This window comes from Yersinia alsatica (assembly GCF_902170305.1).
GTDB lineage: Bacteria > Pseudomonadota > Gammaproteobacteria > Enterobacterales > Enterobacteriaceae > Yersinia > Yersinia alsatica.
In genome coordinates, this window is sequence record NZ_CABHWW010000026.1 from 390,532 (window position 1) to 406,721 (window position 16,190).

The window sequence follows — 16,190 nt, forward strand, 5'->3', positions numbered from 1 at the left end:
CTCTTATCCTGGCTGACCTTGCAACAAATCTAGCGCTATTTGCCTTTCATCCGGCTTCAACATGTCAAGCAAAGCCATAACCAATTTACTCCCCGTTAACCCGCTGGGGCTGAGTGAGTGCGAGAACACCGCGTTAAATACAAAGGTATGGCCGCACTCTACATTGGAACAAGCACAATACAGGTCGGCTATTTTGACATCTTTCCATTCTGTTTTGCGGATAATTGCGGGTGCGCGGCATTCCGTGCATTTAATCTTGAACATTCGCATATTAACCACTCCGAAAGCTAATTCTGTTAACTTCCGTGATTTTAGCTTAATTCTGCTCACTTTTCGCCCCTTTCAGTGTTATCCGTGTCTTTATCTTCTTTAAATCGCAGGTGTAAATGGGCGGGTATTTCGAGGTCGGTATTCACGGCGCGCATAAATTTATTTTGTACCGGTAACACTTCATCTTTTCGGTAAGTGGATCGGGCCTTGTCCGGGTCACCCATTACGGCCCCATTGGGCGGGATAATCCCCGCGAGGCCAGCCGGGAAGCGGTGCGCGGTAAGAATGTCCTGGGCGGTGATGCTTTTAACATTAGAAAATTCATCTTTGGCGCTCACTTCACCAATAGATATTAATTTAATCCCCTCCGGGTCACCTTTGGGAATACTGATAAACATATTTCGGAAGTTACCCACCCCTTTACTCTGTTCTATCTTTTCCTTTATTTCCTGCTCGACTTCTGTGCTGATGCTGGGGTCATTGGCATACAGAATAAAACCCATATGTGCGCCATTATGGTAATAGCGGCGGCGAAATATTGTAGCCTCGGAATTAAGCAAAACCGAATGAATGCCGCCGATATAATCCGGCAAGCCATAAATTTGTTGCTGGGGATCGTACTGCGACAAAAATATAATATCGTCCGGGGAATAAACGAGCGGTTCATCCTTTTGTAAAACAACAAATTCACCTGACTTGCGCCGGCGCGTATAGAGTGAGGGCAATGGCACCAGGTCGATAACTTCCCCCCAAAAATTACGCACTTTTAAAATAGCTACATCACCAAACAGGTAATAATTAAAACCCGCCGCCTCAATATTGTCGGTCGTTAGCCCACCGCCCAGATAATCACTAACGAGCATGTTACGCCTGGCATAGAGAACGCCGCCATGTTGGCCGTTAAGATTGGGTAATTGTGCGAGGGCGAGACGGTCTATCGGCAGTCGCCAATGGTCGAAATCGTTGTCGTACCATATTTCACTGTAATCAGTACCGGTGGTTAATATCGGTTCAGGCTCCCCAAATGAAATCACGCTGCTACGCCCAGGGGTGAAATCCTCGGTTTTCTTGGCTTTTTGGGGCTTGCTGCTGTACTGGCGTCCGCGTTTCTTTTTAGTTGTCATGCTGCTTTTCCAAAGGCCCAGGTAGACGGGCGATCATATTCATAGTCGAGGGGTTCATTAATCACAGCGTGAGAAATGGCAAAAAATACGTCGGCGTGGCCGGTCGCGTCTGACCGTTCAGCCACAAAAGTAAGCGCGTTACCGCTGCCGGTTGTCGTGCGTCTAATCGCCATAAAGCTGGCGGCAATCTCGGCCCGTTCCTGGCTGTTCTCGTCGGTGGCGTCCTTGCTCCATTCGATGCGGTGGCGCTCGACCGTATCAACCATTTTCAGCACCAGGCGGGTTTTACTTTCCACACTGTATAAAATCGGGGTGGCCTCCCTGGGCGCGAATTTGGTGACCAGGTCATAAACGCCGCGACCAATGCCAGTCACGTCAATACCGATATAGGTGACGTTATAGCGGCGCATCAGTTGCTTTATCTGTTCAGCTTGCCAGGTGAAATTCAGCCCTTGCCAGTAGAACACCGCCAGGACGCGGAAGCGCTCGCCGTCATACATGGGCGGTGCGACAATCACAAAGGTGGAGTTATCACCGGAACGAGACGGGTCAAAACCGCACCACACTTCACGGTTGCCAAAGGGGCGGGCGGCTTTAATGTCGTGGTCTTGCCACATGCCGGCATCCACGGCGCACTTTTCCAACTCGGAAAATTTAAAAACGGCGTCTTTACTGTCCACAAACTGGCACATATACAGCATCGCAAACGCAGTCGCGTTGTACTTGTTACGCAGCCGCTCAATATTGACCAGGGCGCTTAATCCACCTTTGATCGCATCTTCCATCGTGATGATGTAGCGCCATTGACCATCAGGGCAAAGGATGCCAGCTTTGCGCATTTCACTTTCTTTCGGGAACTTGGCCTTTTTCCGGCTGGCGTCATCTTCTCGCCAGGCGTCACCCGTCCAGATGGGGTAAGCCTGATGTGTTTTCGCGCTCGGCGTTGAAAAGTAAGTGGTGCGCCATTTGTTTTGTGTCGCCATCGCTGACGCGGTTTCATGGAAACGCCCGAACTTAGGTATCCAGAATATTTCGTCACCGTACAAATGGCCGTTGAAGCCCTGGGACGTGTTGGCATTGGTAGACAGAAAACGCAATACTGCCCCGTTGCTCAGTTTGATCGGGTTACCGGTCAGCGTAATACCAAAAGCCTGTTGAGCAATTTCGACAATATAAAATTTGAAGATTTCAGACTGCGCGCGCGACGCAGAGAAAAACACCTGGCGATCGCCGGTTATCCGCGCCGGCCATGTGGGATGTGAATATATCTGTTACAGCGCCAGCACCGTATCAAATGTAGTGACAGCCACCGCCTTTGGTGCATCGCTGATGGAGAAAAACTAATGTCACAAACTGCGATTACTTTTGCTTTTGAGCAATGGAAAGCCCAGGAGGCCGCCACCGGTAATCTGGTGGTGTTGGATGAGTTTGTTCTGGCCTATGTGCCAGACCTCGATCATTCGGTACCTATTGACCGTGCCGAAACATTGCCGCCAGTAGCGCAAATTGTTCACCGTCAGAGCGTCAATAAAATTGGTGTAGTCAATGAAAATGCGGTGGTGTATTCCGTCACATTAGGGACAGAAATCGGTGATTTTGATTTTAACTGGATCGGGCTGGTTAATAAGGCCAGCGGCACGGTAGCGATGATTGTCCATGCGCCAACCCAGCGTAAAGTCGCCAACGTGACCGGCCAACAAGGTAACGTCCTGACCCGTTCTTTTTTGATGGAGTACAACGGCGCAGCCACTGAAACCGGCATCACCACCCCGGCAGAGACTTGGCAAATAGATTTTACTGCCCGACTGACCGGCATTGATGAAATGCAGCGGTTAATCAATGTGGATAATTACGGCCCCGGCGCATTTTTTGGTACGGGCTACCTGGTGGCTAAAGCCGGTTCACAATTCTTTGTGACCAAAGGCACGGGTTACATCGGTGGTATTCGCGCCGAATTGCCCGCTAATCGCAATATTGCAGTACCCGCAGCGGCGACCAAAGTTTGGGCTGATGTCAGCTTGCAGGGCAACATTACCAGCCAGTGGGAGGCTGTGATAAAAATCACCGTCGCGCCAACGCTTGATAATTACAGCCAATCCGGCTTTATGCACTATGTGTTTGCGGTCGCCAGTATCGACGCCGCCGGCAATATTACCGATTTGCGTCCCAAAGGCACATTGATCGAACAGGAAGTTGGTGACGCATTGGCTCTACACGAAAAATCGCGCAATCACCCCGATGGCACGTTAACAGCTAAAGGTTTTGTTCAGCTAAACAGTGATATTGATAACGACAGCGAAACACTCGCGGCGACGCCTAAAGCGGTAAAAAAAGCGGTGAACGCGGCAGTCATTGCTATGGGTGACCATGTTCAGAATGAAAATCCTCATGACCAATATTTGCAGATTCATAATTTATTGTCTGAGATTGTCGCGTTAGGGCCGACAGCGGTTGCCCAACTGTTTACTAATCTTGGCTTAGGTAATGCGGCTAAATTGAATGTAGGAACAACGGCTGGAACCGTAGCCGCAGGTAACGACACCCGCATTGTCAATGCTATCCAGTCTACCAATACCGCCATTAGCCTGCCCGGTACGTTAAAAACAGTCGGAACAATAAACGGCTCCACTATTACGGCATCTGGAAATATTGCCGCCGGCAACGGCTCCGCATGGTTACCCGCAGATGGCAATGTTTATGGCCCAATATGGGGCGGCTATCTATCCAATTACCTTGGGGGGATTAGCAATCAGGCAAACAGTTATGGCGTTGTTGCTTTGGCTCGTGGTGCACGCCGGGTTATCGGTCAGACAGAATCATCGGCGGGAACATTTCTGGTTTATTCATTCGGGACAGGTAGCGCTGTAGAGCGACCAATATTTATGCAACGCGTTAGCGGGGCATGGGTGCAAATGGGCGGGGATATCGGCTAATGAAAACATTACAGCATTATAAAAACTTCACCATTGCAACGCAGGAATACGACCCGGAGTTACGTGGCATAGTGATTTATCACATTGATGAAGAGGGCCGTGACTGGTATGAACTGCAAAAGACCTTTCGTGAAGATACGATAAAAGTTGCCTATAACTCGCAGGGGTTTGTTTGTAGTGTGTCTGAGCATGTTTACGCTATCGCTCCTACCGGGTTGTCTGTTGTTGAGGTTGAATCACTGCCAGATAATTTTTCGCTAGAATGGGCTGCTTATGAGTATCTCAATGGTGAAGTGGTGATGCGCATTCCCTCAACAGCGGAAATTACCGCCGCTGCAGACGAGCGCCGCAAAGAGCTGATGAGTGAAATCTCTGTTGAGCTGGCGACTTTGAAGGATATCGCTGAAAGCGGCAGTGCTACCGAGTCAGAGCTTACCCGATTGGCGGCGCTGAAACAGTACCGCATTGCCTTACTGCGCCTTGATGTTAATCAGGCCTGGCCGGAATTACCCGCATGACATGGCGTAAATCATTACTGCGCATCCCGCCCAATCTGGCCCCGGTCACGTGTTCCACCGTAGCCGCTCACCCCTGGGCGTTTGGTGTGGGCCAGACGGAGAAGTCAGGCTCGTTTTTGAGTCCGGCCAATGCCATTAATGCACTCGCCAGCCGGTTGGCCGGCACTGACAATAATCAGGATGTGCTGATATTGCTTATCACGGCCAATACCCTGGGTGAATTTATTACGTTGCTGACTGCCGCCAGCGACGTGTTCCCCATCCCGGCATTAACCCAGGTTCAGCGACGAGCCAAAGCCGCGTTAAGTCTGGAGGCCAGTAAAATGCAAATCCCCGCGCGCCCTGGTGGCCTACCCGCCGCCGCGCCGCTATCTGTTACTACCGCGCGCCAGGCATCCGGGGCGCAAGCCCTGCAAAAAGCGATCAGTGATACCGCAGCCGGCAGCAGTAGCGCGGCTATCGGTTCAGCCTTGACCGCATTTAGCCAACAGCGCGCCGCGCTACTGGCCGAGGCAAAAAACAGCCTGGCACAATTGCAGGCGTCCAGTGTGCCGGTTTGGTCATTGTCAGTGGAGAGCAACACGCAAACGGCAATCGCTGAGATGAAAAAAGACATTCCCGACAACCAGGCCATATTCAGCCTGGCAATAATGTTTGTGGGCGACGATTTAGCCCCACTGCGCGCAATGGTGGTCAATCATGAGTGATGTCGTCACGCTGGCCCTTGATGGAGAAGCTATCTTATTAAAAAACATTCTGGTGACGCTCACCATGCAGATACAAGACAAAGACCAGAGCGGACAGGCCAGCAGTACCAGCAAATCAGAACAAGGCACCAAGGGTAAAGAGTTACGCGTATCTGGGTTAATTAATTACACCAATCCCGCCATGTTGACGCGAATTTATAGCCTGGCCGAAGCCAAGAACAGTGACGGCAGTAAAAAGCGCTATCGTGTCGCCCACTCATTAGCTCAGGCGGTCAAATTTCGGGAAGCCACCTTTACCAGCGGTGTGGATGCCGCAGAGCAAACCGATAAAATGGCCTGGCTGGTTAATTTTACTCTGGCTGAATATTCCAGCGTGGCCGAACGTAAAGCCCAACAAGCCAGCAAGGGTGGTAAAAATGCCACCATTCAAACGGCGGGCGGTACTGCGAGCGCGTCAGACGGCGAGACAGCAGAAAGCCGATCATGGTTTGAAAGTGTGCTGCAAAAGGTCGATAACGCTATCGGCCCAGCCGGGGGGAGCGCATGAAATCCGTTGTGACATTACGCATTGGCGATGATGAAATCCCCGCCAATAACTTAAACCTTTCGCTCTCACTCAATGGGTGCGGTCTGGGTTTCATCACTGCATTAACTGACCAGGAGTGTACCGGTAAATTAGTGCGGTTGGATTTGGGCTATAACACCTCGATTTACCGTTGGCTAACCGGATTTGTTGAACGTAGCGCGCCGGCTGAAAATGGCGCGCAACGACTACTTGTGCGGGAGCTGGTTGGCGTGTTCGAGCGTTCGTGGCCGTGCTCACTGCAACACCCCACATTACGCGATGTTACCGACGCGGTCGGCAAAGCAACCAACATGCGTTTTGTATTACCGGAAAATGCCGCTTATACCGATACCCCGATCCCCCATTTCCAGCACAATGGTAGCGGTAACCAATTGATGCTCAATTTGGGGCGCGCGTTCAGCATCCCGGATTATGTCTGGTACCAACTGTCTGACGGCACCGTCTATGTCGGCAGTTATGCCGATTCTCGTTTTGCACAAACGCCGGTTGATATTCCGCAGGAATTCGCCCAGGGCGGCGGCGGTGGCAACAGTCTTACCTTGCCACTTATTCCGGCGATCCGTCCGGGTGTGATTGTGAATGACCGGCGTATCACCAAGGTAGATGTGAGCGACGACACCATGACATTGAGCTGGACGCCGTTAAACAGTCAGGGCCAGCCGGCGCAGAAATCCCCGGAACAGCGCCAGATTGAAAAACTTTATCCAGAATTGGGGGCAGGGTTACATTTGCCTCGTCGTGCGCGGGTGATGAGTCCGACCGATGCCGCCGAGCTGGGCGACCCGTCCGACCCATTCCGGCCACGTTATGCCGTCAATGTTCAATTGCTGGACGAGAACGGCAACGCCGCCGCTGGCGCGCAGGAATATAACGCGGTACCGCTTCCCATACCGATGGCCGGCAGTGAGGGCGGCATGTTCCAGTTCCCGCCAGAGGGGACATTGGTAGAAATTGGTTTTGCTGATGGCCGGCCAGATAAGCCGATGATTAGGCAAATACTGTCTGAGGGATTATCACTGCCCGCAGTGAAACCGGGCGAACAGTTACAACAGCAGCGCGCCGGCGTCAGTCAGCGCGTGACGGTTGACGGCAGTTGGCAGCGCGATACTGACCAGGCGATTGAGGAAACCAGCAGCCGGCGCAGTGTGACCAGTGACGAGGAAAGCCGTACCACCACGACCCGCAACACCACGGTAAAAGCCAATGACAGCACCACGGTACTGGGAACTAAAACCCTGATGGCTGGGCAAGTGGTACAGCTTGCCGAGGGTGACTATTCAATAGGTACATCAGCCAATATGGTGACCAAGGTCGGCAAAGACAAAAATGACGATGTTGGCCAGAATCAAAATATCACCGTTGGCCAGAACCAAACAACAGATATCGGCGGCGCGCTGACTGAGAAAATCGCCGGCATTCGGCGCAGTGTGGCCGCAGCCCAGGAACTTATCGCGCCATCGGTGCGCCTAGGTACCGATGATATCAATGTACTGACATTGTTAACCGATACGCTGGATGTGATCCAAACCCTGGCAAACCAGACCGCCAGTCATACCCATACCAACACCGGTGGCCCACTGAATGCCGGCGATTTCACCGCCACAGCCAACCGCACACAAGCCCTTACCACTAAGTACAGCCCCTTTATTGCCTAGCTGACATCGAGCACAGACAGAAACGTCTGTGCTTCAGCAATCATCAAACCCCCTGTAATGCCTTACAAACGATTTAAGCCATAAAACAAGCCACCACAACACCAACAATTCGATCTCGCCACCTGCGCACGTGGGTGAATCTACAGTCTACATACGGAAGCACTCGCGGGACGAAATCGGCGCTACACCGCACCCGCCTGCACGATTTGGATCTTAAAAATTTTGCAAAAGTTTTGAGGGGCAAACAAAGCTGCCAGAGCGCGCCGCCGCTGGGCTGTTGCTGTTCGAATGGTTTTGCACTGGTCGCCAACATTTGCAACAGTTTGCAAAATGTCGCGGCTATCAGCTTGCTAACCTTTTGGTTAACCTCATGTTTTAAAAGGATCTCTTTTGGATTCCGCGACGATCAAATAAAAACTGCGAGGGTATTTTCATCAGAGTTTAAAATGCGGTGAAGCCATGCGCCGCAAGGCTTGCGGGTGAGTTTGAGCCAAAAAGGTTTTTGCAATAACATGCGTGAAAAGATCTCGCATGGATCGTTAAAGGGGGAGGGGAAACAGCTAGCCAGCGCGCTAGAGAAAAAAGGAGTGTATCGATTCTGTGATGATTCTGCGGGTAATAAAAAGCCCCGCAGGCGGAGCTAGTTTTGTCGATGTGGTCAATATGTGGACGAGACCAGAAATTAATCCTTTAATTTCAACTTGTTAACCTTATTTAAAAGTCACCAAGTACTGACATAGCAGGATTTCTCCAATGCTGGATGAATAAAGGCCCCACTAAAGTGGAGCCTTTAAGTTTATGCCATTTTACTGCGGCAGGGAATTATATCGACTGTGTAAAGGTACGAGTAATCACATCCTGCTGTTGTTCTTTAGTCAGTGAGTTGAAACGAACAGCGTAACCTGACACACGGATAGTCAACTGCGGATATTTTTCCGGGTTTTCCATCGCGTCTAACAGCATTTCACGGTTCATTACGTTCACGTTCAGGTGCTGACCACCTTCGATGGACGACTCGTGATGGAAGTAACCATCCATCAGACCTGCCAGGTTAGCTTTACGAACTTCATCGTCTTTACCCAGCGCGTTTGGCACGATAGAGAAGGTATAAGAAATACCATCTTTCGCATAAGCAAACGGCAGTTTAGCAACGGAGGTCAGAGAGGCAACAGCACCTTTCTGGTCACGGCCGTGCATTGGGTTAGCACCTGGACCGAATGGAGCACCAGCACGGCGACCATCTGGAGTGTTACCGGTTTTCTTACCATAAACCACGTTAGAGGTAATGGTCAGTACAGACTGAGTTGCTACTGCACCACGGTAAGTACGCAGCTTCTGAATTTTCTTCATGAAGCGCTCAACCAGGTCACAAGCGATATCATCGACGCGTGAGTCGTTGTTACCAAATTGTGGGTATTCGCCTTCGATGTTGAAGTCAACAGCCAGGCCATCAGCATCACGGATGGTGCTTACTTTGGCATATTTGATAGCAGACAGTGAGTCAGCTGCCACAGACAGACCAGCGATACCACACGCCATAGTGCGATAAACATCACGGTCATGCAGTGCCATCAGCGCAGCTTCATAGCTGTACTTGTCATGCATGTAGTGAATGATGTTCAGCGCAGTAACGTATTGTTTAGCCAGCCAATCCATAAAGTGGTCCATGCGTTCCATGACTTTGTCATAGTCCAGCACGTCATCCATCATTGGCGCTTCTTTCGGGCCAACCTGAATTTTCAGTTTTTCGTCAACGCCGCCGTTGATTGCATACAACATGGTTTTCGCCAAGTTGGCACGGGCACCGAAGAACTGCATTTGTTTACCAACAATCATCGGGCTAACACAACAAGCGATGGCATAGTCATCGTTGTTGAAGTCAGGGCGCATCAGATCATCGTTTTCATACTGTACAGATGAAGTATCGATAGACACTTTAGCTGCATATTTTTTGAAGTTCAGTGGCAGTTTTTCTGACCACAGAATAGTCATGTTCGGCTCTGGAGACGGCCCCATGGTGTACAGGGTGTTCAGGAAGCGGAAGCTGGTTTTAGTGACCAGAGTACGACCATCAACGCCCATACCGGCCAGGGACTCAGTTGCCCAGATTGGGTCACCAGAGAACAGCTCATCGTATTCAGGAGTACGCAGGAAGCGAACCATACGCAGTTTCATAACCAAATGGTCAATCAGTTCCTGAGCTTCGATTTCAGTCAGTTTACCTTCTTTCATGTCACGTTCGATGTAAACGTCAAGGAAGGTAGAAACACGACCGAAGGACATTGCAGCGCCGTTCTGGGATTTAACCGCAGCCAGATAGCCGAAGTAAGTCCACTGTACAGCTTCACGCGCATTAGTCGCAGGACCGGAGATATCACAACCATATTTGGCTGCCATTTCTTTGATCTGACCCAGAGCACGATGCTGTTCAGCAATTTCTTCGCGCAGCTGGATAGTCATTTCCAGGTCTTTACCGTTTTCCAGATCATCCTGCAGAGAGTTGAACTGAGCCAGTTTGTCTTTCATCAGGTAGTCGATACCGTAAACGGCTACGCGACGATAGTCACCGATGATACGGCCACGGCCATAAGCATCTGGCAAACCAGTCAGTACCCCAGATTTACGGCAGTTCAGGATATCTTTGGTATAAACGTCGAACACACCTTGGTTGTGTGTTTTACGGTAGTCGGTGAAGACTTTTTTCAGTTGCGGGTCAAGTTCACGGCCGTAAACTTTGCAAGAGCCTTCTACCATTTTGATGCCGCCGAATGGGATCAGGGCACGTTTCAATGGTTTTTCAGTCTGCAAACCAACGATGGTTTCCAGATCTTTGTTGATGTAGCCAGCATCATGGGAGGTGATGGTCGCTGCTACGTCGGTATCGAAATCAACTGGCGCATGGGTGCGGTTTTCCAGTTTGATACCTTCCATAACTTGCGCCCACAGCTTGTCGGTCGCTTCGGTAGAGCCGGCAAGGAAGGACTCATCGCCTTCATAAGGAGTGTAGTTTTTCTGGATGAAGTCACGAACGTTTACTTCGTTCTGCCAATCACCTTTGGTAAAACCTTGCCATGCTTTGGCCAATTTTTCATTAAGTTCGGTCATAATGCATCTACCTTTTAATGTGAATTTCTTCGAAAACCGTGTGCGGCCACACTTAGTGCTGCTGGTCACCGCGCAGATAAATTACCCAGTAAGTCAAACCTACCAATAATCCGCCACCAATGATGTTACCGATAGTGACTGGGATCAGGTTATCAATAATAAAGTTACTTACGGTTAAGTGAGCAAATTGCTCAGGTGCTGCTCCTATGGATTGCCAAAACTCAGGCGAAGCGAAGTTTTTAATCACAATACCCATAGGGATCATAAACATATTTGCGATGCTATGCTCAAAGCCGCTGGCAACAAACATTCCCACCGGTAAAATCATCGCGAACATCTTGTCCATTATGGTACGGCCGGAGTAACTCATCCAAACCGCCAGGCAGACCATTAAGTTAGCCAAAATACCCAAACATACTGCTTCAATAAAAGTATGGTGCAATTTGTGGTCAGCGGTTTGTAAAACATTCAAACCCCATTGACCATTTGCCACAGTATATTGGCCTGCGAACCAAATAAGGCACACAAAGAATAGCGCACCGACCAGGTTCCCAACATAGACATTAACCCAGTTACAACCCAGTTGACGCCAAGTAATACGGCCACTGGCTTTGGCGACAGTTGTGAGCACGGTAGAAGTGAAAAGGTCACCGCCACATACCACCACTAACATTAGCCCCAGGGAGAAACAAATACCACCTACTAACTTGGCAAAGCCGAAAGGCACGCCTGCAGTTCCGGTAGTCGCTGTAATATAAAAAACAAACGCAATTGAAATAAACACACCAGCAGTAATCGCTAAATAAAAGGTTTTTAGCGGATGCTTGGTGGCTTTATAGACACCGGCATCTTCGGCTACTTTAGCCATTGCCGCAGGTAATAATGCATCGAAGGGGTTGTCAGCTTTCACACTAACTCTCTCTTAAGGGTTAATAAAGCACAACGAGATACTAGCAAAGCAGTATAGCGTGAAAATTGATGTGGATCATATTGCGCGAGTTTAGTTGGCTCTAAAACACCACAAAATGTGTGCTTAATGAGGTTAACTATTTGATTTTTAATATGAAAAAATATTTTAAGATTTACAAAAAATTTTGAGCGACCTGTTTTAAAGCCGTTGAGAACGTTAAGTAAAAAGAGTGTTTGTAGCTATTTTTATTATTTACCGTCATTAAAAATTAACTATTTATTCACCTCTTTGTCTATTTTATCTGGTGAACAAATAATGTTTGTTTAAAGGTGCTGTTTTTTACCCGAAGTGGCGTCAGAAAATAACGTTTTTTTATGACAAAAACAATTATTGTCTCTGGTGATTTGTATTTATTTTCGTCAGGAATAATTGCAGTAATAAATAGAAGGGCAGAATCAAGGCGTAAAAACTAAAACATAAAAAGAGGTAAAGCGACATTTGCCGCTTTACCTGATGGAGCTTATGCGCCTTTAGTCCAATAACGGCGTTTAGCCGCTTGTAACTTGGCGTAGGCACCGAGCAGCGCCTGATGCGCTGGCAGAGCTTTCAAATCTTCATCCACACTGAACAGGCCATTAAAGCGCTCTTCACCGGCTAATGCTGCAGATGCCGCATCTACCGCTTCCTGACCATACATTTTCACAAAGGCACTGTGATATTGCATTGGTTCGCGATCTGGCTCTTGGGTCAGCAGCAGCAAGGTTTGCAGGCAACGGTAATAATTTGCCTGTTTTGCGGTGAAGACCGAAGAGTTGAAATCTTGTGTCCATTCCACCCAGATCAGCGCTTGCTCCAGATCACCACCGGCTAATGCCAGCATGGATTTCAGTTCACCGACACGCAGGGTATACCAGCCGTTATCTTTACCGGAGGCGATACCGAGCAGCTCGCGCACACGGGCAAAATCATCCAGACCGTCGTCATCCAACTTCTGAATGAGTTCCAGATACTGTTCTGGTTGCCACTCAGTGTCTGGTAGCGCCAGAATGGTGTCACGGAGATGCACACCCATGGTGTTGTTGGCCATCAGCAGGTCTTCGGCAGGATAGATATCTGACATTCCTGGCACCAGAATACGGCAAGCATAAACCCCTAAGTGTTCATAATCAGCGATATACACTTCAGCATCTTCTTGCTTGAAGATAGCCATCAAGGTTGCGAACTCTTCTTCTGTGGTGCCTTTAAAGCTCCAGTCGACAAACGGATAGTCGGCATCTTCTTTAAACATGTCCCAACTGATCAGACCGCTTGAATCGATAAAGTGCGTTTCCAGATTGGTATGCTCAGCCACTTCTTCGTCATCAAAAGTCGGTGCAGTAAACACATCCAGATCTTTCAGGCTGCGGCCCTGCAATAACTCAGTCACCGTACGTTCAAGGGCCACACCAAAGTCTGGATGCGCACCGAACGAAGCAAAACAGGTGCCATTTGATGGGTTAAACAGCACCACACAAATAACCGGATAAGCGCCGCCTAAAGAAGCATCGTAAGAGAGAATTGGGAAACCTTCTTCTTCCAGCTTGGCAATAGCCTCCACCACCCCCGGGTAGCGATTGAGCACTTCAACCGGGATTTCTGGCAAGCTGATGGACTCGGCAATAATGCGATTTTTCACCGAACGTTCAAACACTTCTGACAATGCTTGCACGCGGGCTTCGTTAGCGGTGTTCCCCGCAGACATGCCATTAGAAACATACAAATTGCCAATAATATTCATTGGGATATAGACAGTTTCTAAATCTGACTGGCGGGTGAAAGGCAATGAGCAGATACCCCGCTTGGCATTACCTGACTGTAAATCCACCAGATCACTGGCCAGTAACTCTTGCTCTGGATCGTAAAACGCCAACAGACGCTGATCCAAAATCCCCTCTGGCAACAGGTCATCCTCAGGAATTGGGAACCATTTCTCGTTCGGATAATGAACGAAATCGCCCTCGGCAATACCTTTACCCAGATAGAAATCGGCAAAGAAATAGTTGGTGGATAAGCGCTCGAAATATTCACCCAAGGCCGAAGCCAGTGCTGCTTTCTTGCTGGCACCTTTGCCATTGGTAAAGCACAGCGGGCAGTCACGATCGCGGATATGTACCGACCAAACGTGAGGAACTGGGTTCAGCCAGGAGGCTTCTTCAATATTAAAACCGAGGTCGCTCAGTTTTTGCTGAAAGCGGGAGATGGAGTCTTCCAGCGCGGCGTCTTTGCCGGGAATAAAGGTTTGAGTCATTGTCTTCACTTTTTGGCGGTACTAAAAACGCGCAATCATACGGGGTTTTAGCTAATAGCTCCACGTATTCCTAAAGCACAGCAAATGTCACAGTTTTGGTATGGATATTCCGGATAATTCACTAGCTTATAAATAATGGAGTCATAATATGAAGTCTATAAAGCTAACTGTCTTAGCCGGAATCTTAGCAGGGATCAGCGGTTCGGCCTTTGCTCTACCCAATATAACCTTGTTGGCAACCGGGGGAACTATCGCTGGTGGCGGTGATTCAGCCACCAAATCTAACTATACCGCGGGCAAAATTGGGGTCGATGCCCTGGTTAATGCGGTGCCAGAAATGAAAAAACTCGCCAATATTCAAGGTGAGCAAGTGGTAAATATCGGCTCTCAAGATATGAATGACGAGGTTTGGCTGAAATTGGCGAAGAAAATTAATGCCGATTGCGCTAAAACCGACGGCTTCGTGATTACCCACGGTACCGATACCTTGGAAGAGACGGCGTATTTCCTCGATTTAACTGTCAATTGTGATAAGCCCGTGGTGATGGTTGGGGCGATGCGCCCGGCAACCGCCTTGGGTGCTGATGGCCCACTGAATCTCTATAATGCGGTAGTGGTTGCCAGTGATGCCAATTCAGCTAAACGCGGTGTGTTGGTTGCCATGAATGACCAGGTAATGACTGGCCGTGATGTTATGAAAACCAATACCACCTCGGTGCAAACCTTCCAGTCACCGAACACTGGCCCATTGGGCTATATCTATGATGGTAAAGTTAATTATCTGCATCAGCCCGCACCAAGACAGCCTGCTTTCGATATCAGCAAGCTGAATACCTTACCGAAAGTTGGCATTATCTATAACTATGCCAATGCCTCTGATTTACCCGCCAAGGCTTTGATTAGCGACGGTTATCAGGGAATTGTTAGTGCCGGTGTTGGCAATGGCAATCTTTATCATACGGTGTTCGATACCTTGGCAACTGCGGCACATAACGGTGTTGCCGTGGTGCGTTCATCTCGCGTGCCCACAGGCTCTACTACGGAAGATGCTGAAGTTGACGATACCAAGTATGGCTTTGTTGCTTCCGGCGCACTTAATCCACAAAAAGCGCGGGTATTGTTGCAATTGGCACTGACACAAACGCAAAAACCGCAAGAAATTCAAAAACTTTTCCACACCTATTGATTTAGCCAATCTTTAACGGAGGTTGCGGCCTCCGTCTTTTTATTACCTGTAATCTGAAATAAAAACGCTAATACCTTCTGCCAGCTACCTTTAATGGGTATCAGGCAAGGATTTGTGTTTTTTTTTAGACTGCGGGAAAATAATAAATGAAAACCTTTGATTTCAACCGGATGGCTCTGGATAAGTTTCCTATTGAATTTTTAGCAGAGGTGGGTATTCGCTGCTTATTTACCTTTGTTTTAGTCTTTTTATTTCTCAAACTGAGTGGTCGCCGAGGTGTGCGGCAGATGTCGCTATTTGAAGTGGTGATCATTCTGACACTCGGTTCTGCCGCGGGTGACGTCACCTTTTATGAAGATGTCCCTATGCTGCCTGTCGTCACGGTATTTATCAGCATTATGATTTTGTACCGTCTGTCTACTTTTCTGATGTCGCGCAGCGAAAAAATACAGCAATGGATGGAAGGTAAGCCGCTGATTATTATCAGCGACGGTGTCTTTGTTTGGAAAACTATGCAGCAGGAAAATATTACCCATGACGAGTTCTTTATGGAGTTGCGTCAGCAAGGTGTGGAGCACCTTGGTCAGGTAAGGCTGGCAATTTTAGAGGTCAATGGGGCTATTAGCGTCTTTTTCTTCACTAATGAACAGGTTAAGCCTGGGCTGCCTGTCCTGCCAAAATGTTGCATCAAGCCATTGAGTCTCATCGAGAAAAAGGGTGAATATGCCTGTAGCCAATGTAGCCTCATTATTAGGCTATCAGCAGATTCACGGGCTACCTGCCAACGCTGCGGTCATCACCACTGGGTTGAGGCCTTGCACCATCAACGAGCAAAATGAGTTATCTATCGTGCCGTAGCGATAGTATGGGGCCACTTTTGGTGAATAATTTCAAATTAATAGCCAGTTA

11 protein-coding genes and 2 pseudogenes are annotated in these 16,190 nt (G+C 49.0%); 7 read left to right on the forward strand and 6 right to left on the reverse strand.

What is annotated here, in order from left to right; all coding sequences use genetic code 11:
* Positions 1-3: 3 nt before the first annotated feature.
* The 3 genes and pseudogenes from FTA96_RS15895 to FTA96_RS15905 all read right to left on the reverse strand — a co-directional run.
* A complete protein-coding gene (locus FTA96_RS15895) occupies positions 4-270 on the reverse strand; it encodes an ogr/Delta-like zinc finger family protein (RefSeq protein ID WP_145574289.1) in 267 nt (88 codons plus the stop codon).
* A 56-nt stretch (positions 271-326) separates the two neighbouring features.
* Complete coding sequence (locus tag FTA96_RS15900) at positions 327-1,394, reverse strand: phage portal protein (RefSeq protein ID WP_145574290.1); 1,068 nt, start codon at positions 1,392-1,394, stop codon at positions 327-329.
* Positions 1,391-2,638, reverse strand: a pseudogene (locus FTA96_RS15905) (terminase large subunit domain-containing protein); the annotation flags it as partial. The gene FTA96_RS15900 and the pseudogene FTA96_RS15905, both read right to left, overlap by 4 nt.
* A 99-nt stretch (positions 2,639-2,737) precedes the next feature.
* Here FTA96_RS15905 and FTA96_RS23875 point away from each other — a divergent pair.
* From FTA96_RS23875 to FTA96_RS15930, 5 genes and pseudogenes are all read left to right on the forward strand, one after another.
* Positions 2,738-3,742: pseudogene (locus FTA96_RS23875) on the forward strand (phage tail-collar fiber domain-containing protein); the annotation flags it as partial.
* 584 nt (positions 3,743-4,326) lie between these two features.
* Positions 4,327-4,845 carry a tail fiber assembly protein gene (locus tag FTA96_RS15915; RefSeq protein ID WP_145574294.1) on the forward strand — a complete coding sequence of 173 codons (519 nt, stop codon included), beginning with the start codon at positions 4,327-4,329 and terminating at the stop codon, positions 4,843-4,845.
* Positions 4,842-5,552, forward strand: coding sequence for a hypothetical protein (locus FTA96_RS15920; protein WP_145574296.1), 711 nt, complete (start codon positions 4,842-4,844; stop codon positions 5,550-5,552). The genes FTA96_RS15915 and FTA96_RS15920 overlap by 4 nt, the downstream gene beginning before the upstream one ends.
* On the forward strand, positions 5,545-6,099 hold the full coding sequence (locus tag FTA96_RS15925; protein ID WP_145574297.1) for a baseplate complex protein: 555 nt from the start codon (positions 5,545-5,547) through the stop codon (positions 6,097-6,099). The genes FTA96_RS15920 and FTA96_RS15925 overlap by 8 nt, the downstream gene beginning before the upstream one ends.
* Positions 6,096-7,793 carry a hypothetical protein gene (locus FTA96_RS15930; RefSeq protein ID WP_145574298.1) on the forward strand — a complete coding sequence of 566 codons (1,698 nt, stop codon included), beginning with the start codon at positions 6,096-6,098 and terminating at the stop codon, positions 7,791-7,793. The genes FTA96_RS15925 and FTA96_RS15930 overlap by 4 nt, the downstream gene beginning before the upstream one ends.
* An 822-nt stretch (positions 7,794-8,615) precedes the next feature.
* Here FTA96_RS15930 and pflB read toward each other — a convergent pair.
* The 3 genes from pflB to ycaO form a co-directional block, all read right to left on the reverse strand.
* Entirely contained in the window at positions 8,616-10,898 is a 2,283-nt protein-coding gene (gene pflB, locus FTA96_RS15935) for a formate C-acetyltransferase (protein WP_004710039.1), read from the reverse strand.
* Between the two features lie 52 nt (positions 10,899-10,950).
* Complete coding sequence (gene focA, locus FTA96_RS15940) at positions 10,951-11,808, reverse strand: formate transporter FocA (protein ID WP_050106302.1); 858 nt, start codon at positions 11,806-11,808, stop codon at positions 10,951-10,953.
* Positions 11,809-12,328: 520 nt separating this feature from the next.
* On the reverse strand, positions 12,329-14,095 hold the full coding sequence (gene ycaO, locus FTA96_RS15945; RefSeq protein WP_050106303.1) for a 30S ribosomal protein S12 methylthiotransferase accessory factor YcaO: 1,767 nt from the start codon (positions 14,093-14,095) through the stop codon (positions 12,329-12,331).
* A 148-nt stretch (positions 14,096-14,243) separates the two neighbouring features.
* Between ycaO and ansB the strand changes: the two genes are divergently transcribed.
* Together ansB and FTA96_RS15955 are read left to right on the forward strand one after the other, a co-directional pair.
* Entirely contained in the window at positions 14,244-15,281 is a 1,038-nt protein-coding gene (ansB, locus tag FTA96_RS15950) for an L-asparaginase 2 (RefSeq protein WP_050106304.1), read from the forward strand.
* Positions 15,282-15,427: 146 nt separating this feature from the next.
* Positions 15,428-16,120, forward strand: a complete 693-nt coding sequence (locus FTA96_RS15955; protein ID WP_050106305.1) for a DUF421 domain-containing protein — start codon at positions 15,428-15,430, stop codon at positions 16,118-16,120.
* The last annotated feature ends 70 nt before the right edge of the window (positions 16,121-16,190 follow it).